The organism is Ferrimicrobium sp. (genome assembly GCF_027364955.1).
Taxonomy (GTDB): Bacteria; Actinomycetota; Acidimicrobiia; order Acidimicrobiales; family Acidimicrobiaceae; genus Ferrimicrobium.
This window is the reverse complement of sequence record NZ_DAHXOI010000005.1, coordinates 17,837-37,284: the sequence shown is the minus strand read 5'-3', so window position 1 is coordinate 37,284 and position 19,448 is coordinate 17,837. Positions and strand designations below refer to the sequence as shown.

16 protein-coding genes are annotated in these 19,448 nt (G+C 57.8%); 10 read left to right on the top strand and 6 right to left on the bottom strand.

The window, feature by feature from the left end:
* Positions 1 to 4 precede the first annotated feature (4 nt).
* Both M7Q83_RS04830 and M7Q83_RS04825 read right to left on the bottom strand, forming a co-directional pair.
* The gene (locus tag M7Q83_RS04830; RefSeq protein ID WP_298335937.1) at positions 5 to 208 is read right to left on the bottom strand and encodes a hypothetical protein; all 204 of its coding nucleotides are present in this window, start codon (positions 206 to 208) and stop codon (positions 5 to 7) included.
* A 344-nt stretch (positions 209 to 552) separates the two neighbouring features.
* Positions 553 to 933, bottom strand: a complete 381-nt coding sequence (locus M7Q83_RS04825; RefSeq protein ID WP_298335935.1) for a hypothetical protein — start codon at positions 931 to 933, stop codon at positions 553 to 555.
* 1,259 nt (positions 934 to 2,192) lie between these two features.
* On the opposite strand from M7Q83_RS04825, the gene M7Q83_RS04820 reads away from it, so the two are divergent.
* From M7Q83_RS04820 to purQ, 6 genes are read left to right on the top strand one after another with little or no spacing between them, the layout of a single operon-like run.
* Complete coding sequence (locus M7Q83_RS04820) at positions 2,193 to 3,473, top strand: adenylosuccinate synthase (protein WP_298335933.1); 1,281 nt, start codon at positions 2,193 to 2,195, stop codon at positions 3,471 to 3,473.
* On the top strand, positions 3,470 to 4,750 hold the full coding sequence (gene purD / locus M7Q83_RS04815) for a phosphoribosylamine--glycine ligase (protein WP_298335931.1): 1,281 nt from the start codon (positions 3,470 to 3,472) through the stop codon (positions 4,748 to 4,750). The genes M7Q83_RS04820 and purD overlap by 4 nt, the downstream gene beginning before the upstream one ends.
* A gap of 27 nt (positions 4,751 to 4,777) precedes the next feature.
* Complete coding sequence (purB, locus tag M7Q83_RS04810) at positions 4,778 to 6,160, top strand: adenylosuccinate lyase (RefSeq protein WP_298335929.1); 1,383 nt, start codon at positions 4,778 to 4,780, stop codon at positions 6,158 to 6,160.
* Positions 6,145 to 7,023, top strand: coding sequence for a phosphoribosylaminoimidazolesuccinocarboxamide synthase (locus M7Q83_RS04805; protein ID WP_298335927.1), 879 nt, complete (start codon positions 6,145 to 6,147; stop codon positions 7,021 to 7,023). The genes purB and M7Q83_RS04805 overlap by 16 nt, the downstream gene beginning before the upstream one ends.
* A gap of 44 nt (positions 7,024 to 7,067) precedes the next feature.
* Complete coding sequence (purS, locus tag M7Q83_RS04800) at positions 7,068 to 7,325, top strand: phosphoribosylformylglycinamidine synthase subunit PurS (protein ID WP_298335925.1); 258 nt, start codon at positions 7,068 to 7,070, stop codon at positions 7,323 to 7,325.
* Positions 7,322 to 7,981 carry a phosphoribosylformylglycinamidine synthase subunit PurQ gene (gene purQ / locus M7Q83_RS04795; RefSeq protein ID WP_298335923.1) on the top strand — a complete coding sequence of 220 codons (660 nt, stop codon included), beginning with the start codon at positions 7,322 to 7,324 and terminating at the stop codon, positions 7,979 to 7,981. The genes purS and purQ overlap by 4 nt, the downstream gene beginning before the upstream one ends.
* A gap of 75 nt (positions 7,982 to 8,056) precedes the next feature.
* Here the strand turns inward: purQ and M7Q83_RS04790 are convergent, their stop codons facing one another.
* Entirely contained in the window at positions 8,057 to 10,495 is a 2,439-nt protein-coding gene (locus M7Q83_RS04790; RefSeq protein WP_298335921.1) for a YfhO family protein, read from the bottom strand.
* A 214-nt stretch (positions 10,496 to 10,709) separates the two neighbouring features.
* Here M7Q83_RS04790 and M7Q83_RS04785 point away from each other — a divergent pair, with 214 nt between their 5' ends.
* Both M7Q83_RS04785 and M7Q83_RS04780 read left to right on the top strand, forming a co-directional pair.
* Complete coding sequence (locus tag M7Q83_RS04785; RefSeq protein ID WP_298335919.1) at positions 10,710 to 10,955, top strand: hypothetical protein; 246 nt, start codon at positions 10,710 to 10,712, stop codon at positions 10,953 to 10,955.
* Between the two features lie 75 nt (positions 10,956 to 11,030).
* Positions 11,031 to 13,451: a hypothetical protein gene (locus M7Q83_RS04780; RefSeq protein ID WP_298335917.1), complete on the top strand. Its 2,421-nt coding sequence runs from the start codon at positions 11,031 to 11,033 to the stop codon at positions 13,449 to 13,451.
* Between the two features lie 153 nt (positions 13,452 to 13,604).
* Here M7Q83_RS04780 and M7Q83_RS04775 read toward each other — a convergent pair whose 3' ends face one another.
* The 3 genes from M7Q83_RS04775 to M7Q83_RS04765 all read right to left on the bottom strand — a co-directional run bounded on the left by M7Q83_RS04775 (position 13,605) and on the right by M7Q83_RS04765 (position 15,260).
* Positions 13,605 to 14,006: a hypothetical protein gene (locus M7Q83_RS04775; RefSeq protein WP_298335916.1), complete on the bottom strand. Its 402-nt coding sequence runs from the start codon at positions 14,004 to 14,006 to the stop codon at positions 13,605 to 13,607.
* An 89-nt stretch (positions 14,007 to 14,095) separates the two neighbouring features.
* Entirely contained in the window at positions 14,096 to 14,338 is a 243-nt protein-coding gene (locus M7Q83_RS04770; protein ID WP_298335914.1) for a hypothetical protein, read from the bottom strand.
* A gap of 148 nt (positions 14,339 to 14,486) precedes the next feature.
* The gene (locus M7Q83_RS04765) at positions 14,487 to 15,260 is read right to left on the bottom strand and encodes a PhzF family phenazine biosynthesis protein (RefSeq protein ID WP_298335912.1); all 774 of its coding nucleotides are present in this window, start codon (positions 15,258 to 15,260) and stop codon (positions 14,487 to 14,489) included.
* Positions 15,261 to 16,174: 914 nt separating this feature from the next.
* Between M7Q83_RS04765 and M7Q83_RS04760 the strand changes: the two genes are divergently transcribed.
* Positions 16,175 to 17,548, top strand: a complete 1,374-nt coding sequence (locus M7Q83_RS04760; RefSeq protein ID WP_298335909.1) for a S53 family peptidase — start codon at positions 16,175 to 16,177, stop codon at positions 17,546 to 17,548.
* A gap of 175 nt (positions 17,549 to 17,723) precedes the next feature.
* A complete protein-coding gene (locus M7Q83_RS04755; RefSeq protein ID WP_298335907.1) occupies positions 17,724 to 19,202 on the top strand; it encodes a transketolase C-terminal domain-containing protein in 1,479 nt (492 codons plus the stop codon).
* Positions 19,203 to 19,448: the final 246 nt, after the last annotated feature.

Sequence of the window (19,448 nt, the reverse complement as noted above, 5' to 3'; positions counted from 1 at the left end):
GCTCTCAAGCCTTAGCCTCCGATACCTTAGCCTCCGATACCATAGCCTCCGATACCATCTCCACTGGGCTGATATCGTCAGAAGTAATGACGCGAGCCCCATCGAGCCCCATCGAGCCGTCATCGCCAGCCCAGTCACGGCCGAGGTGAGACAATCGCAAAGGATTCCGGTCTGTTCGATGACCCATGTCCGCAAACAGCATTCTCACGCGATCACTCATCTGCGATGGGTCGAGCCATGCGATCAGGCTATCGTAGGTTCTAGCCGTCAGCCCCGCCGAGCGTGGATGGCAAAAAAGAGAGAAGGTCGAGGGTACGCCTCAGAGCAGCAACGCAGAGGTGACCTTGCTGGAGTGAAACGATGTATCGCTAGGCGATTATCCCTGGACAAATGATCCCTGAGCAAAGTATCTCCGAGCAAATTATTTCGAGCAAATGCTGGTTGCATGAACTGTCGTCGAACAAACAAAAATAACGACAGCTCCCCCATCACTCGTGAGCTGGCGCTCAGGAGAACGGGGAGCTGTCGTTATTCGATCAGCGATGCTAACGATCAGGCGTGTGGTCGAATACCGGCCTTTGCGAGCACAGTTGCCGGAACGCCAGCCTCTACCCAGGTTTCGTAGCGGATCCCTTTCCTCGCAGAGTAGGAGGAGGCATACTCAACAAACAACTTTTCGAGTTGGGTTCCGTCGTTAGCAGAGCCAAGCCGCTCCAGCTCTTGGTTGAGATCGGCTCGTTTTTGAAGAAGATCAACCCGGCGTATTCCGCTGACTTCGCTGAGGCGCTTCTCAATCTCTTCCAGCTGCATGCGTACTTTGCCCACGTCGCGCTTGCGCCCTCTGCGTGGCTTTGAGGTCTCAAGGTGCGCAAGGTAATCATTGATCGCCTTGTTCTCCATCCGCAATGAACTCGTAGCTCCCTTATCCGCCATTTTCTGTGCTCCTTAGCTTTTCCATCGTTGTCATGCTGGTCCATCCGTACCCGTACGCCGATGACTGGTCCTGTTAGATAGTGAAGAGGCAACACCTGCCAATTCAAGTTCTCGACATCTATTTTTCCTGTATATTAATGGTCTAGCTGAGCCATCGGGAGGTTGTTCCTTGCTTGTTACAACCAACAAGGCAACAGAAGTGTTCCACTGAACCCTGGTTACCGAACCACCATTCTTCGTGGCAGCTCGACGCTTTGGGTTGGTCGTGGGAACCTTTGTTAGCAATGAACAGCTCCTTCAAGTTCCTTCCCAGCCGATCGCTCCGTTTTGACTATCACATCTTCTGAGTATACCGTATCACCTTATGTTGTATTGCACCATCGCTTCCATTAATAGCGTCTACTCCTTGGCTGAATTGTTGTCGTGAGTTTGCTGAGTTTTTGTTGAATGGCAACCGCTGGGGCTGTGCACGCATTGACGTTACGGTGCTGTTGATTGCGGACGCACGACCCGGACGATACCCTCATGCAATAACGAAGTCGAAGCCGGCCCCGGCTGGGGTTTAGGAGGCTGATTCACTTTCATGGACGGCATCGGCTCCCTCTGTTCGTAAGGCCAGTGCAGTGCTGAGCGAATGAATAGGGTCAAGATGGTCAATACGATGATGGCCACTCTATAGTACAGCAAGGGTCCCAGTAGCTTCAGCTAGCGATCTCCAGGAAAGCGCACGGCGGTAGATAAAGCACTGCAAGCCGAGACGCAGCGAGCACGATGAGTTGCTTGTCAGGGAGAATCACGGAGACTTGGACAGTGAGCATAGGCTAGCCAACTGGTCTCGGGTTGGATTAGATCTATGTAACCCTCGAGCTGTCTATCGCCGATGGATTGGTATCGCCCGAATGCCTTGCGTCAACAGACATTGCGTCAACAGACATTACAACAGCCGATTTTGCACTATGAGACATTGAACCTTCGGCACTAAAGAATCGGACATGGTTTCCTCCCATCGGGGCGGGGCACCAGGGGGGTCGAATCGAAGGAGTGGGCTTTGGCTCCTCATCAAGGATAGGTGTCGTTGGCCGGTGAGCCGAGATTCTTTACGTCGGTAGCTCCCCTCTGGTCGATCGCCACAGCAGGAGATGATTGGGGAATCAGGCAACGGCCAGGCAGTCCTGGAATTGGCGAGTAAGCTGTTGGGCGGCCATGGCCGTCGTCGTGGGGATGACACCAGCGACGATCACACAAGGGAGCACGTATCGATGAGTACCACCGTTGTTTTAGGAACCCAATGGGGCGACGAGGGTAAAGGTAAATTTACCGATCTCTTTGCCGCCGAGATGGCGGCAGTTGTTCGTTATCAGGGTGGACACAATGCCGGTCACACCATCGTGGTTGGGGATGAGACCTTCGCGCTCCAGCTTGTGCCAAGCGGCATTCTCTATCCTCATGTGATGGCGGTGATTGGAAATGGTTTAGTAGTCGATCCAAAGGTCCTCTTCGAGGAGCTCGATCTCCTCGAGAGCCGAGGGATTGACACCTCAAGGCTTGTCGTCTCTGGTAGTGCGCATCTCGTCATGCCCTATCACCATGAGATCGATCGACTCACCGAGCGCTTCCTCGGCAAGAATCAATTAGGCACTACACGCCGCGGAATCGGCCCAGCCTATGCAGATAAATCAACCCGTATCGGTCTGAGGGTCCAGGACCTCCTCGATGAGAAGATCTTTGCGGAGAAGCTAGACGTTGTCCTCAAAGAGAAGAACCAGATCCTCGCAAAGATCTATAATCGTCTACCGGTAGATGCTGACCAAATTCTGGCTGACTATCTCGGGGAGTATGCCCCTCGCATGGCGCCACGTATCGCCGATACCGTCAAGTTACTTCACGATCTTTACGACCAGGGACAGGGGATTTTGCTCGAAGGGGCACAGGCGACCTTCCTCGATCTCGATCACGGCACCTATCCCTATGTGACCTCATCGAATCCGACGGCCGGCGGAGCCTGCACGGGAACCGGACTTGGACCCCGCCAGATTGACCGAGTCATGGGCGTAGCGAAGGCCTATATCACCCGAGTTGGAGCCGGTCCTTTCCCCTCGGAGCTCACCGATGAGATCGGCGATCTGTTAGTCGATCGTGGTCACGAGTATGGTACTAACACCAAGCGACGTCGTCGCGTGGGTTGGTTCGACCTACCGATGCTGCGCCATGCCTCAGCTCTTAATTCGCTTTCCGACCTTGCGATCACCAAGGCCGACGTACTCGATACCCTCGAGACGGTGAAGGTCTGTGTCGGCTACACGGTTGGCGGCGACTTCACCGAGGATTGGCCGTACCATCAGTCGGACCTTCACAAGGCACAGGCGGTCTATCAGGAGTTTCCGGGTTGGCGGCGTGATATCGGAGCCTGTCGCGTGCGAGGTGACGTACCCAAGGAACTCATGAGCTACTTGAGTTTCCTGGAGGAGCGTGGCGGAGTGCCGATCTCATGGCTGGGGGTTGGCCCCGGGCGCGACCAGGTGGTGGACCTGCGAAAATGAGGATCGTCGTCGTTGGGCAGGGTGCGCGAGAGCACGCCTTTGCCCGAAACCTCTCTGAACGCCACGAGGTCATCGTGACCCCGGGTAATGCTGGGATGAGAGCAGACGTCGAGGTCAGCAGCCTCGAGGCTGGGAGACTCGATCCAGATCTCGTGGTGATCGGGCCGGAGGCTCCGCTGGTGGATGGCCTCGCTGATCGCCTAGCGGCGAGCGGTATCAACGTCCTTGGTCCCAGTGCCGCAGGGGCACAGCTTGAGGGGTCAAAGGCCTTCTTGAAACAACTCTGTGCCGAGGCCAAGGTGCCAACCGCCGCTTTTGGTGTCGCGACATCGTTACAGGAGGGTCTCGAACTCTTCGATCGGTTCGGGCCGCCCTACGTGATCAAAACCGATGGGCTCGCCGCTGGCAAGGGTGTCTTGGTCACAAGCGACCGCGCCGAGGCAGAGGAGGATCTGGCCGCCAAACTGGCCGGGATCTCCTTTGGTGCTGCAGGCACCAGGGTCGTGATCGAGGAGGGGATGCAGGGGCGAGAGCTCTCGGTCTTTGCCCTCTGCAATGGGCGTGATTTTGTGCTGTTGCCCGCCGCCCGTGACTACAAGCGGCTGGGCGACGGTGACCAGGGACCCAACACCGGCGGCATGGGCTCGATCTCCCCCGTGGGGGATGTGAACGCCACCGTACTCGAGGAGGTTGGCTCCTCGATGATCGGACCGACACTCGATCGCTTAACCGCACTCGGTATCGAGTACCGTGGCATTCTCTACGCCGGCGTCATGCTGACCGCCTCTGGCCCCAAACTCGTCGAATACAACGTGCGTTTTGGCGACCCCGAAGCAGAGGTCGTTCTTCCTCGTATCACCGGCGGTCTCGCCGAGGCGTTGTTGGCCGCGGCACGCGGGGAGCACATCCCGAGCCTGCGTGTGTCGGATCAGAGTGCGATCACCGTGGTCTTGGCTGCCGCTGGTTACCCGGAGGATCCCAAACGGGGTGCGCCCATCTCTGGCATTGAGGCAGCTCGATCCCTTGAGGGGGTCTTGGTCTTTGGGGCTGGTGTGGCGGGTCGAGGCGGTCAGAGTCAAGACGGCGAGGCTCCCGACGGACAGACTTCCAACCGACAGGGTTCCGTTCGTGACGGGGAACTCGTCACCGCGGGTGGACGTGTACTCGCGGTCACCGGATTGGGTGACACCCTTGCCCAAGCGCGGAGTCGGGCCTATCGGGGCGTGGAACTGATCGACTTTGATGGTCTCCAGTACCGTCGGGATATAGGGTCATAAGGTGTTATAGGAGAGTGCCACAAGAGAGTGTCATCACAGAGTCCGGCACGATTCGGTGGCTCGCTCACAACGAAGGAGAATGTCGTGATTCCTCGGTATGAATCAGCGGAGTTGACCGCCATCTTCTCCGATCGAAATCGTATGGAGCTTTGGCGTGATGTCGAGCTCGCAGTGGTACGAGCGATGGCCGACACCGGTGAACTAGAGCCCAGTCATGTCGCTCCTCTCTTCACCCGAGAGGTGATAATCGACGATGAGTTCGTCGAGCTGGTGCTCGCTCGGGAGGCGGTGACCAACCATGACCTCGCCGCGTTTGTCGATGTCTTGCAGGAGACCTACGATACCCCTGCTGCCCGTTTCCTCCATTTTGGTCTTACCTCCTCCGATATCGTCGACACCGCTCTCTCGCTGCAGATCGTCGGCGCTATGGAGTTGCTGCTCGATGCCGTTGATCACCTGCTCGCTACGTTACGCGCCCAAGCGTTGGCCTACCGCGCGACACCGATGTTGGGGCGAACCCACGGCATGGCGGCCGAGCCGACCACCTTTGGAGCCAAGCTCGCGCTCTGGGCGTTGGCACTCGATCGAGAGCGGACCCGACTCGTTCGGGCGAGAGCCCAGATGGCAGTGGGCAAGCTCTCAGGAGCGGTCGGGACCTACTCAAACATCTCACCTGCCCTCGAGGCGAGTGCCCTGTCTTCCCTTGGACTTGACCCGGCACCCGCTACCCAGGTGATCGGGCGGGACCGACATGCGGAGGTGATCACCGCCCTGGCCTCGACCGCGGCGATGATCGAAGGGGGAGCACTGGAGATCCGCCATCTCGCACGCAGCGAGGTGATGGAGGTCCAGGAACCATTCGCGCCTGGCCAGAAGGGCTCATCGGCGATGCCGCACAAGCGCAACCCGATTCTCTCTGAACGCCTCTGTGGCATGGCGCGGCTCGCGAGGAGTTTCGTGATTCCCGCATTGGAAGATGTCGCCCTCTGGCACGAGCGCGACATCTCGCACTCCTCGGTTGAGCGGATGATGTTCCCCGACGCCTTCCAGCTCGTCTACTACATGGTCACCCGCTTTGATCGGCTGATCACCGATCTAGTTGTGCACGAGGATTCGATGGAGCGCAATTTGGCCAACACCCATGGCCTGATCTACTCCCAGAGCCTGCTGCTCGCGATGGTGCGCACTGGTCTTGATCGGGATGCGGCGTACCGGATCGTGCAAGAGGCCACCACCCGGGTACTTGCCGGTGATGGTGAGCTCGGTGCTATTCTTGCCAAGGACGCACGATGCCCGCTGCCCGCGGCCAAGATCGAGGAGCTGACCTCACTGGATCGCCTGTTGGTCAACCTCGATTCACTCTTTGGTCGTCTCGAAGCCCTCAAGGGGAGCACATGGACCTCGATCTGATCGCCTCGGGCAAAGTTCGCGAGGTCTACTCCATCCGCGATGATCCGACGAAGCTGTTGATGGTGGCGACGGACCGTATCAGCGCCTACGATCGGGTCTTCGCTGAACCCATTCTCGATAAGGGGCGTCTCTTGAGTGCGATCAGCGCCACCGCTTTTGGTGCAATTGGGGACCGCTTTGTGACCCACTTTGTGCGTGTCCCAACAGAGGTCCCGGCTGAGTTTTTAGGTCGAGCGACCCTCGTTCGGCGGGCCGAGATGCTCCCCGTCGAGTGCGTGGCACGGGGCTATCTTGTCGGCAGCGCCTGGGAGGCTTACCGGTCGACGGGAGCGGTTCAAGGGGTGTCCTTGCCAAAGGGTCTCTCGTTTGGTGACCCGCTCTCACAGCCGATCTTCACGCCGACGACGAAGGAGGAGACTGGGCATGATCGACCACTCACGCCTGAGGAGTTGCGCAATCTCCATGGAGCGGCGTTGGCCAGTGAACTCGAGGAACTGACAACGAGCATCTATTCGGCGTTGGCCTCGTGGTTCGGCGAGCATGGATTGACCCTGATCGACTCCAAGTTTGAGTTTGGTTACATCGATGGAGAGCTCGTCCTCGCTGATGAGATCGCCACCCCCGACTCTTCGCGGATCGTCAGAGGCGAACCGGGCGCGAACCCGGAGTGGCTCGACAAGCAGCTGCTGCGTGATTGGCTCACGAAACAGGGTTTTCGGGGTGACGGTCTGGCCCCAAAGCTCGATGAGGAGCTGATCGAGAGGGTGCGTGGCGCCTATCGGGAGGTCTTTGAGACCCTCGCTGGCAGCTCCTTCGATGCGTGGCCAGGCCAGAGTCGTGCCTATCGTGGAGTGGAGCGTTGATCCATGGTGCAGAGAGCGCGTGTGTCGAGAGAGAGGGAGAGATCATGAGATATCGCATCAACGTGCGGGTGATGCCCAAGAGTGGGATCAGCGACCCCGAGGGCAAGGCGATCTACGATGCTGCCCTTCAACTCGGCTACGGCGAGGTCAGTAGCGTTCACGCGGGGAGATCCTTCGCAGTAGAGGGTGAGTACGCCTCACTCGATGAGGCTCGCAAAAGTGCTGAGGAGCTAGCTGAGCGGCTGCTTGCGAACCCGGTGATTCAGAGCTATGAGGTCGAGAGCGTGGAGGAGCTGGGATGATTGGGATCGTCGTCTTCCCTGGCTCCAACTGTGAGTTCGATGTCATGAGTGCCTACGCTGAACTTGGATGTGAGAGCCAGTTGGTGAGTCATCGTGAACACAGCCTCGATGATTACGAGGCGGTGATCATCCCCGGGGGTTTCTCCTATGGGGATTATTTACGCACCGGCGCGATCGCACGTTTCTCCCCGATCATGGAGGCGGTGACGCGTTTTGCGAACGATGGTGGCCGAGTCTTGGGCATCTGTAACGGTTTCCAGGTGCTTACCGAGGCAGGGCTGCTGCCAGGGGCGCTGCAGCGCAACGCTGGGCTGCAATTCGTCTGCGGTGAGGTCCTCGTCAGGGTAGAACAGACCACCTCTGTGCTGACATCGGGTATGGTCCGTGGTGAGGAGTTCTCCCTGCCGATCAACCACTTTGAGGGCAACTATACCGCCGATGCGGCGACGCTTGAGCGTCTTGAAGCAGGCGACCAGGTTGTGCTGAGATACCTTCAGAATCCGAATGGGTCGGCCAACGATATTGCCGGTGTTGCGAACCCGGAAGGCAATGTGGTTGGCCTCATGCCGCACCCCGAGCGTGCTGGCCTGGGATTCGGTTTGACCGCTCCCGCAAGAAAGATGTTGGCCTCGGTACTACAGCCGCAGTTTGCCTGATTTCCCAGACGCCGTGCACGGCAACCTACGTGGCAAGGAGATTCGACAGGTGACTGGACCTACTGCGGTCACTGTTCAGCGTCCCTGCTTTACTGGTGATCGACGCCGTAGTGCCTCAAGGAGCCCGTACAACGCAAGACCAAGAAGGCCAGCGAATGCGAACAGCTCCCCGACTCCCAGCAACGCTGGGCCATAGGTGATCTCGATGACGCGCGTGCCGGCGGGAACAGTGGCAGACATGAGATCACCCGTCGCGCGGTGGATGGTGATTGGGTGACCATTTGCCGTCGCGTGCCAACCTGGTACATCGGTGATCCGAATCATGAGTTTTTGCCTACGGGGTGCCCGGACATCGACGACGTATCGTGCATCGTTCGGATGACTCGTTGTGTTCACGATGTCGCTCCGTTGGTGGGCTCGTGATTGGGTCGTTACTGCTTGACCTTTGGTGGTAGCCGTTGGTTTGGCGAAGCTAAACCGTTGTGAGCCGAGAACTCGAACGACGTTGAGTGCCAAGCCACTCGCCGTAAACGTCCCGACCAGCCGAGTGCCCTTCGGAATCGGAAGTGGAGATTGGACGATGAGATAACCTATCCCATAGGCGCGAGCCAGGCTCGCCGAGTTGACGATAGGGCTGAACAGGTTAGCTCCTGTCTGGTAACTGTCGACGTGGGGTGCCGGGTAGGCATTCAAGAAAGCATGGGGTATCACGGGATCATACATGGCGAACTCAGCGATGCCGTAGGCAAGGTTCATCTCCGGGTACAGTCCGATACCGTCCCATTGGAAGAGGGTGCATGACGTCGCCGTTTCACCAGGGGCGCAGGGTTGTCTGACGCTGTCGAGACCCACGAGTGAGGTGCCGACGATGCGCTTGAGTGCCTTGACCGCTGGCGTAACCGGATAGGTCGATGGTTCATAGGAGTTGATTCCCACCCCAGCTACTACCAGAAAGCCAGCCTGCACCGCGACCAATGCGCCCATCGCCGAACGCACTCTACGGGAGTTCCGTGTTCCAGGGCGTTGATGGGTGTGTTGATGGAGTTGCAGTAGCAACGCCATCACGAGGAGCCCCAATACCTCTGCAGTCGGCCAGTAGAGGGAGCGCTGTCGTACTGCGGTCGCCTGGGAAGCGGTCAGATGGCCCCCAGGGAGGGCGACGGCACCGATCGATGACCTGTCCCATAGCACGGCCAGGACGACGACCATGATCCCGACTGAGACGGCAAAGGCGATCTTTGTTCTCGGTTCACACCAGTGCCGAAGGAGCACTTCGAGTCCAAGGCCAGCGAGTAGAGCGATCGCGAACCCGACCATGGAGAGGATGCGCTGAGGCGCAATGCTTCCAAGCCCGAGGTCGGTGATGAGGTGCTGGATAGGCGCGCCCGAGCCGATCTGATAGGTGACAAGCAACGCTCCGACTGCCGAGGCGGTGAGCCCGACGACGATGGGACGGCGCCACCAGACAATGATGGCCGTGCTGGCCAAGACGAGAGCGATGACTCCGACGTAGGCAGCCGTTTCGTAGTAGTTCGACGATCCAAAGAAGGTGCCATTGGGGAACGCTTTGGTGGCGAATGGCAAGCCGTCGTAGCCCTGTGCGACGAGCAGCGTGAGTGCATGGAACGATAGCCCGACACTTGCCCCTTCGCTGTTGCGCACCGAGCCCCGTAACGTCTGGATACCAGGTAGCCAGAGGGGCATGGCGAGTGCGAGTCCGATGCCTAAGCCAATCCCGAGCCGCCGAACCCCTGCCCAATCGATTCGGTTGCCACTCAGTCGTCGTGCAATGCCAGCCAAGCCAAAGAGCAGCCCGAAGGCCCCTGCCATGAGTACGTAAACCTCAGGGAAGCCGCCGTAGATAGAAAAGGCGACGGAGAGCGCAAGGAGCGCATACCATTTTGCTCGATCACCGGGCTCTGCCCGATAGAGGAGAATCCCAGCAGCGAGAAGCCACCCCGCCCAAGCGAGTGGACCACTGATGGCCCAACCGAGCCAGCCAGCAAAGGCACCTGATAGCATCGCGGTGGTGCCAGCGAAGGTCGCCGACAGTGGCCCAAGGCCTAACAACCGTGAGGCTAGGTAGGTGCCAGTGCCCGCGATCAGGAGCTTCATGGCAACCGTAGCCAGATAGGCGAATCGCAGTGGTACCAGATAACCGATCAGTGTCGGTAGGGCGAGCGGAGCTGATTCGAAATTCAAGAATTGCGGGAGCCCGGTACCTGACAGGTCGTTCCAGAGCGGAAACTGCCCGTGATGGACGAGTTCCCAATCTAACGTATTCCAGGCGGCGCCCTGGGTGACGATGTCGCCGTTGATGATACCACGTGGCGCTCTGGTGGCGTGGGCGAGCCGAGTCAGGAGAGAGATGTGTCGACCGAGATCCGCTGGACCAAAACCCACCCCATCCTTGATGGCTGGGGAGAGGTAGAGACAGATCACTACCACAAGGAAGACAACGCCCGCCAGATCACCGGCGTAGAGACTCCACAGCGTTCGAAGTCGTATCCGCATGCGCGGCAGATCCGAGATCGGGATCGCTGTCAATGCCAGCTCATGACTCTGCTTGGAGTCGTATGGGTGACCATCTGCAAAATGTCATTAATCACTACATCGCACGGAGAGAGGACGACGCAACACTCGTCGGTTCGAAACCCAGATCCGTCTAGCCCGGGGTCCTCCGAGTCGCCCTGTGATCTCGCGAGCATGATCACAGGCTAGGGTGCAGGTGGAGTATTACTGCCCAAGGCCAGATCCCTCCTTCCGTAGCGAGCCTGCGGTTCATCCGTGGATTGCCTGCGAGTATGCCGTTCTCGTTGGGGATGAAGCGCTTACTCCTAGCACTGCGTTCGCCAACGAGAGATCCCATGGATCATTGGCTGGCGACGCCTTCGCCAGCGTAAAGGAGGTGGTTGCCCCCTCCTCGAGGTTATCTGCGGCGCACAACCGTGGCAAACGTCTCCAGGCGGCTTGACAGATAGGATTGTACCGGAAGTTGTGCCTGTAGCTGGAGAACCACTCGTTCTCGGCTGATGTTAGTTAGGTGGTTGTGGCTCATACGCAGGAGAGATCGACTCGCCGGAGTGCGTGGTCTCGCCACCTCATCGCGCTGGCGTTCTTTGTGGTGCTTCTCGGTGTGATCTATGGGCCGGTCGTGTTCGGTCATGCATCGCTAAAAACGGACACCGATTGGCCGACTGGACCGTTGTTTGTGATTGACCCAAGTGCCGGTGGCTACATCAGCCTTCCCCTAGAGCGACTGGGAATCCAGGCATGGCTCCATCTACAACTGCCGTTCATCGACCCCTATCAGGCCTTTGGCATTCCACTGCTTGCGTCCCAGGGTGTGCCTGTCTTCTTGCCCGAACTCATCGTGCATCTCTTGTTGTCCTCGAACTACTCCATCTGGAATATTCTTCGACTGCTGGTGCTGGGCTTTGGCACCTATCTTCTCGCCACCTCTTTTGGTCAGTCGCTGATCGCGGGGATTGGGGCCGGTGTGGGGGTCAGTCTTGCTGGAGTCGTGCCTCCCAATATCAACTTGGAGATGCTCAATCCCTTGATGGTGCTGCCATGGGTACTTTTGAGCCTTCGTTACCTCCTGGATCCAGCGAAGCCGCGTAAGTATGTGTACGCCCTTGGTTTCGCGACGGGCGTCTTCTTCCTCGCCACCTCCGGTTTTCAGGAGGCCCTGCCGCTGCTAGCAGTCGTGATCCTCATCTTCGGTATAGCCATGATCATCCATTTTGGGACGCTCACCGACAGGCTGAGAGTTTGGCTAACCCTTGGAGCAGGGGTCTTCGGGGTGCTCATCGGAAGTATCGGCCTTCTCCCTACTCTGAGCGCGGTGAGTGCTGGGATGGGGGAGAATGGGCCGCTCAAGTATCTTGGGTCAGTCCCTCCCTTCTGGTTAGCCACTCTGAGCTTGCCTCATATCTCAGGACCAGGTCTGGTCGCACAGCCAACGGATTTGGGCCAAGCGGTGTGGGTGCTTGGTACTCCAGTACTTGGGCTGGTCATCGTCCTGGCAGTGTTTGGGGTTCTACGTCATCGCAGCGCGTCACTGTGGTACGTCGGACCAAGCCTGTTCCTCGTGGCGTTTGGCATCCTTGGTTATGCAAACCTTCTTGGCGTGCTCGATGTGTTCGGGTTCTTTCCCTTTGATTCGATCAACATGTTGCGCGTCTTGGGATTTGTCTGGTGGCTGCCGTGGTGTCTGTTGTTGGGATTTGTCATCTCGGTCGCAAAGTCCTTCAAGCTGTACGAGATTATCGTGTCTTTGTTGGTGGCTACCGCCTTTGACCTGGCTTTGTATGCTCATTTCGAGGCCGCCCTGCGTAACGCCCATCAGGCCGATGGTTTGGGGATCGCACGCCACGCCCTCTACTTGGCGAGCGCGGCACTCGTGGTGTTCGCGCTCGGGATTTGGAGTGCCAAAGCCATCGGTAGTGGTGCGTTGGCGGCACTGGTCTTTGTGGTGGTCACTGTCCTGTTGTTGCCGACGAACTTTTTTCCATCACAGGCAGGCATCTCGTTGAATCGTCTCCAGGGGAGTGCAATCCCACAGTCTGATACTCTCACTTTTGACCCTGGAGAGTGGCAGTTGCCAACCGATGTGAACTCCGTCCAGGTGTTTGGCCCGATCCTCCCTAGGCCCTATAGCAAAATTGTGGCGGCTCTCATTCCAGCGAGCCTCACGACCACGGGCTTGAACGGGGTGAACGTCGGGCAGCCAACGCTCTTTGGAGCCACGGTCACTGCACACCTGGTGACGATCCTCGGAACCCTTGGTGTGAACGAGATCGCAAGCACCCAGGCATTTGCTCCTGCTGGTTTGGGGCCGATACCGAGGTGTTCCACCGAATCACCGGCCGGGGTCGGTGATGACGGCTTGTGTTTCATGGGTCGTGGCAGTTTTGTTGGTGGTAGTCGATCTGATTCGAATTTTCTCTACAAACTCGTAGGCGTGGACCCAATCCTTGACCCTGAGGCACATGGTGGGAGTGTGCCAAATAATACGGTCGGTCTTGATCGTGTTCTTCAGGGGATTCACAATGACGGTGGAGTGCTCCCAAGCATGGTCTATCTCACGGGTACGCACGGAGTGCCTCGGCTCGCTCGTGGTGTCGTCGGTGTGAGTAGGGAGGCGACCACGGAGTCGGTCACGGTGCGGGCTCGGGCACGTACGGGTGGTTTGGTCGTCATGCGCGACACCTATCTAGCCGGTATGCACTGTCGCGTCAACGGGAGGTCCGAGCGATGCTATCCCGTCGACGGTGGACTATGGACCGCCGTTCACATTCCCGCAGGAACCTCCGTGACGACACTCGGCTACGTTGGCCTTGGCGTGAGGGTCGAGTTCGTGATCGGGGTGATCGGAATCATGGTGCTAGCGCTTGGGTGGTTGGGAGTGCTGTTCGTCTCGGGCCGTGACCGCTTTGGGAGCCACGCCGATTCGTTGGTTCCATGAATGACACATGAGCAAACATGCCAAGATGAGCGCAGGCTCCTAGAGTCCCCTGTGAGCAGTCTTGAAGGGGATCTCCCTATCGCATAGCCGGTAGCGTCTCCTTCGGTGGTAGATGCACGGAATCCGCATCCAAGTTTGGGTGCAACGATGGCGCTACGTTGGATTGAAACTTGTCAATGGAGCTTGGAGGAATACACCACGTTGCTTTCGCGCCAAGGCGACTTGGTGTTGTTGGGCCAACTCGATCAACTGCTGTTTGGGCTCCTCAACGCAGACAACGAGAGGCAGTACGCGTGAATTGGTCGCTTTAGCGAGAAGGAGGGCACGTGTATGCGCTCTCTGGATGTCGTGGTCGTCGCCAGTAACGGAGGCCTCGACGGCGACATAGACATGCTCCCCTTCGTGCGTAGTACCCTCCAGGATCACATCGAGGAGATTGAGTTCGCTCTCCTCGGCTTCTACAAGACGTGCCGAGAGTTCGTAGCGTTCATCGCTGGAGACGGCACGAACGCCAATCATGTCCTTGCGGCGGACGAAGGCCCGGGGCTGTGCCATGATCTCTCTTTCGAGATCTCGGTCCTCCATGTGATCGAGATAGTTCTCGATTTGATCAAGACTGTTCTCGATTCGGTCGAGACTGTTCTCTATCCGATCCATTGGATCAGTGAGGGCTGTGAACTGGACATCCGCTCCTCGCGTGCTGCGAGCAGTTCAAATACTCTTTCAGTCTTTTCGCCGATGGTGGCAATTTGACGGGAGTTCTCGCTGACTAGCTCCGGTAAGGTCTGGAGACGATCTCCCAGGAGTTCCGCTCGGACAGCTTCCTTCCACTCAGGATTCTCCCTGAGAGCTTTCAATAAGTCGCTAGTCGAGTTGATGACCGCCATACATGGTATTCTAGCTGGTATTTTGTGGGCTTACTAAGCAGTCTCTGTAACCTTTAGTCGTGAGGACCCTCTGGTGCTGTCTAGCAATGAATGCACCGTGTGGGGTTCTGGATGGGGGGCGAGAGGGGTGGCCAGCCGACCGCTCATCTCACTCAATCATCAGCTCAAGACGTCCAACCGTTACGCAGTGGCCCCCTAACGCTACACGATCATCCTTGACACTCATCGATACAAAACCCCCGCGCGGGGATGCCTGTTCACCGTAGAGTTGATCCTTGCCAAGTCGTTGACCCCAATAGGCAGCCAACGTACAGTGTGCGGATCCAGTCACCGAATCTTCGAGCACTCCGACGTTAGGCGCGAAGACTCGGCTGACGCAGTCGGTTGCCGGTCGGTCAGAGGGAGCAGTAATGATGACACAGCGGGTACCAGCACGACCGAGGATGGCGGGATCTGGAGTGTACGATCTGACGCTTTCGGGGTCATCGAGGACGATCAGGAGATCAGAGACACCTATGCCGCTCCAGACAGGGGAAAGATGCGCGTACTCATGGGGCAGCTCAATCGCCGTTGGCGGATCGAGTGGAAAATCCATAGTGATCTCGCCGTTATTCGCTCGAGAACAGGCGAGTGTCCCACTTGCGGTGTGAAAGACTGCCTCGCCACCGAGTGCGTGAGCTGAGGCCAGGGTGGCGTGCCCACAGAGTGCAACCTCGGTCGTTGGAGTAAACCACCGAAGGTCGTAACTGCCATCCGAGCGAGGGACGACGAAGGCGGTCTCGGACAAGTTCATCTCGGCGGCGATCGCTTGTAGATAGGAGTCCTCAGGGAAATGGTCACAGATGGCGACGGCGGCCGGGTTGCCAGTAAATGGCCGAGTTGCGAAGGCATCGATGAGCAGTAGTTCGGAGATGAGAGGCATGTTGGGAGTCTATCGCCCCTAAGAGCGTCGCCTCAGATGTCGCCGATTGGTGCCGTGCGTCTGATGAGACACCTTGTTGTGGTAATGGGTCCACAGAAGACCGAAGCTCTGGCAGTCTCATATCGGGTCTTGTGGCTGTTGGGTCTTCAATAAGGCGTGGGGGGCTCATCTGTCGTAGTCGACGATTTCGGCCGTTCGACGAACCCTCCGGTATGGACGACGAGATCTGCCGATGCTACCCATGCTCGGAGTTAACGGGACTGCTGACCAAATGTAGGGACCATCTGGGAGTTCCGTCGGGCGGATGACTCCCTACCTGGAGTGGCAATTCGCCGCATCGTCATCCCACCTGGAGAATCGTTTCCGGTCGTCTGGACGAGACGGCAGCCTCCCTTTGTTGGCTATCGGGTAGTAGTGTCAAAATACAGAGTCAGCATCTACGCCATCGAAGATCCTTATAGATTACGACAGGCGTCCGCGAAATGGAGAAAGTGCCCAGTTGCGAGCTTGTGAATCAGAGCTTTAAGGGTAAGAAGATACCAAGATTCGTCACGTCGCAGCCGTTTCGGTCGATGATGCTTCGGCGCGAACAAGCGAGCGCTCCGCAGGAACGAGGATCCTTGCTTCGTTTTCGCTGATGCAGAAAAGAGGCAAAGCCATAGGTACCGCGCCTATGGACCTCGCTGGTTATTGTCGTCGCACTGGCGTGCTGACGGTGATTCTCACTCCGACCTCAATTTTGCGGGCTGTAATGCTTCATGCGTCTTGGGGAAGTGGATCGTGTAATACCCGTTATCCTTCTTCAGGAGGACGATTGGATATCCCGAGATGTATTCCGAAAGAAAAGTTTTGTTTTCTCCGCACGCTCCTACCCCCTGTGCTATCATCTTCATGATTGAGAAAAAGGGGGGTCTATGCTGCGTAAGCTTGGACTCGTGTCATCGTCGGTCGCTCTTGCCTCTTTGGCTGCATTAGCTGTGCCAGGTGCAACGGCGGTCGCATCGTCGGCTCCTTCGGTGGTGCCCATGATCGAGGTGGGGCCGGTCATCAAGTCAGTCTCCGCATCACCGCCAACGGCGGCGTTTTGCGAGACCAATTATCAGATCGCCTGCTATGGTCCAGCCCAGATGGCGGCCGAATACGACTATGGTCCAGCCTTTAAGAATGGGGATAACGGTAAGGGTCAGACGATTGTGATCTTCGACTCCTATGGGAGTCCGACGATCCGAGCAGATCTTGCGCACTTCGATAAGGTCTATGGCCTCCCTGCCCCTGCGGCCTTCAATATCTATCACCCTGAAGGTAATGTCGTGCTCAACTACGATAACTTGCCATCACCTGCTAACTACCATTCGAAGCAACTTCAAACCGAGGTGAGCTGGGCCTACGAGACCACCTTGGATGTGGAGTATTCGCATGCGATGGCCCCAGGAGCCACTATTGACCTGGTAACCGTTCCAGTCAACGAGACCGAAGGGGTGCAGGGTCTCGAGAACCTCGAGAAGGCCCAAGCATGGGCGTTGGCCAATCTGCACGCCAATATTTGGTCGAATAGCTGGTCGACCACGGAACAGTCATTCCATAACTCAGCGGTTATTGAGCGATTGAATCAACTCTACGCGGAGGCTTCGGCCAAGGGGGTGTCGGTATTCTTCGCTGCGGGTGATAGTGGCGTTGCCAATACCAACAAGCAAGGAGCGACCTACCCTTACCCGACCGTCAATTTCCCAACGTCGAGTCCTAATGTAATAGCAGTAGGAGGAACTCAGATCGGTTCTGAGCCGACCTCTATCACTTCGCATGTCACGGAACAGGTCTGGAACGATGGTTATGGAGCTGGTGGGGGTGGCTACTCGTCCATCTTCCCTGAGCCAAGCGATCAGGTGGCTGCCAATATTCCGGACCCCACGGGGATGCGAGGCGTGCCAGATGTCTCCTACAACGCCGCGGTGATCTCGTCAGTGTTGATCTATGAGAGCTTTGATCCTATCAATGGTGCGGGTTGGGTGCCGATTGGTGGCACCAGCGCGGCGACTCCACAGTGGGCTGCGGTTGATGCTGATGTCCAGAGTGCGCTTGGAAGTCAGGGATTCATAGCACCGAAGCTCTATCAGATCTATCGGTCGCCGTCGCTCTATGCTGAGGCGTTCTACAACGTTACCTCTGGGAATAACTCCTTCGGTGGAATTACTGGATACTCCGCCACGACAGGATGGAGCCCTGCGGCTGGGCTCGGAACTCCGAACGTGTATGGTCTCATCACGGCCCTTGGAAGTCTCTCTTCATAGCCAGACTTCTCGGCTGATCAAGCGGATTCGCGGCGAGTTCATCGTGAACTCGCCGCGATCTTTTTTTCCTGAACGGGGATCGACACGAGCCGGGAGGACAAATTCGGGTGAATCTCCGCGGAGATTCACCGTGGCGAGAGTCGTTACATGAGAACGTGCTCTAGGGTGACTGTCCATGGCCTTTCGATCTCGTCCACAGACACGTTTCCAGGTTGAGCTTGCCGCTCCAGAGCTTGAGGAGCTTGCTAGGCGATACTGCTGGCTCAGATATCTCCAGACCCTTGGGGTCTACCGACGATCTCCGCTTGCACTGCTTGGCCTCGCCCAGGGTTTGCGAGGACCTTTGGGTCTTGGTGTTGCCTCAGATCTCGATGCACTCATCGTGGGTGGAACATCGCCGCTCGAACATCTCTACCATCCGCAATCTGCGTCGCTGGTCGATGCTGTCGCGATGGGTCTGCTTGCCAATGGCCATGCAGATGCGATACTCGGGGAGCTTCGAAGCAACGGATCCCCCATGGCCCAAGTAGAGCTGCTCGGGGAGGCGGTACGGCTCGGTCTGCGTTTGGTGCTGATCGCAGAAGAGGGTGAGGACCGAGCGATCGATGCAGCGAGTTCACTTGGGTGGCGCATCGAACACCTCAACGGTGGTGATCTGCTCGAGGGCTGGAGTCTTGGCCGCGCTCTATGGCACGGCTTTCAAGATGTCAGTATCCCGGTGGTCGTTGTTGTCGATGGATATGCTGACACCTTCGAGATCGGAGAACTCGGCTACATCGCACCCCAGACACTCGACCGTTTTGAACGCGAGGCGATCGAGGCGGCGAGTCGATTGTCTGCTGATCCACGTCCCCAGTTGGCACGCAGTGCGGCTAAGCGGAGATTGGCTACGGCGATGACCGAGTCACAACCGGAGACGCTTGCGGTTTTGGCAACCCAACTTGCGACACGACTCGGTGCTGGCTCCCTGGTGCTATCGAAGGAGTCCGTTGGGCGTCTTGACGGAGAGCGGATCGACAGTTGTATCCGGCTCAGTGATCCGACGTTCTTGGCCGAGGCGCTGGTGCGCTGGGGAGGATTTCCCGTCGTTATTGGTCCCATGACACCAACCCGAAGTGCGGCCCCTGGTACCCTCATCTTAACAACGGATCGAGATCTTCGTCCTGGCAGTCCTGGCGTTCTTGTCGAGAGCCAGGAGGAGTTCCTCTACTTCGTCAATCGATTGTTGGGGGAGGAGGCGCCAACGACCAACGACTACCTTGTCGTCACCGACCGGTTCGAGAGAGATGGCTTTGGGCGCCTCGAGGAGCCGACGGGGCGCTGGTTGCGTCCGCCAAGTGACCTTGTGGTGATCACGTGGGGCAGGGGTGTCCAAGTGGCCCTTGAGGCCTGTGTCTTTCTTGGCGATGCTGCTCGCGATGTGGGTGTGCTCGAACTACACCAGCCGGGACTCGTTGATGAGAAGCTCATCGCGCGGGCCATGCGGGCACGGAGGGTCTGCATTCTCTACGATGTGACCCCTGACGTGGGTTACCAGCTGGTGACCTATATGCAGGAGTATTTCTTTGCGCAACTGAGTGCACCGGTACTGTTGCGATCAGCTCGGCCTGGGCCAGGGCCGATCGCAGTGGTACTGCGTGGGTTGCTTGCCTAGTCGCAGGCAGCGTCGAAACCCTGTACTTGGGTTGGCCGCAAGGCCCTATCTTGCATGAACCTGGGTTTCGCGTCGTAACTACCGATTGGTAGTGCCTCCTACCAGGTGCTTTGTCGGGGATTCGTGTATTCGTCTGTAGCACTTGTCTCCAGTGGTGACGGGAATCTGAAGATACTTGACCGGATTGGTCTATTGCCGATAACAAGGTGGTTGCGTCATCTACCTTGGGCTCGTGGAGCCATATAC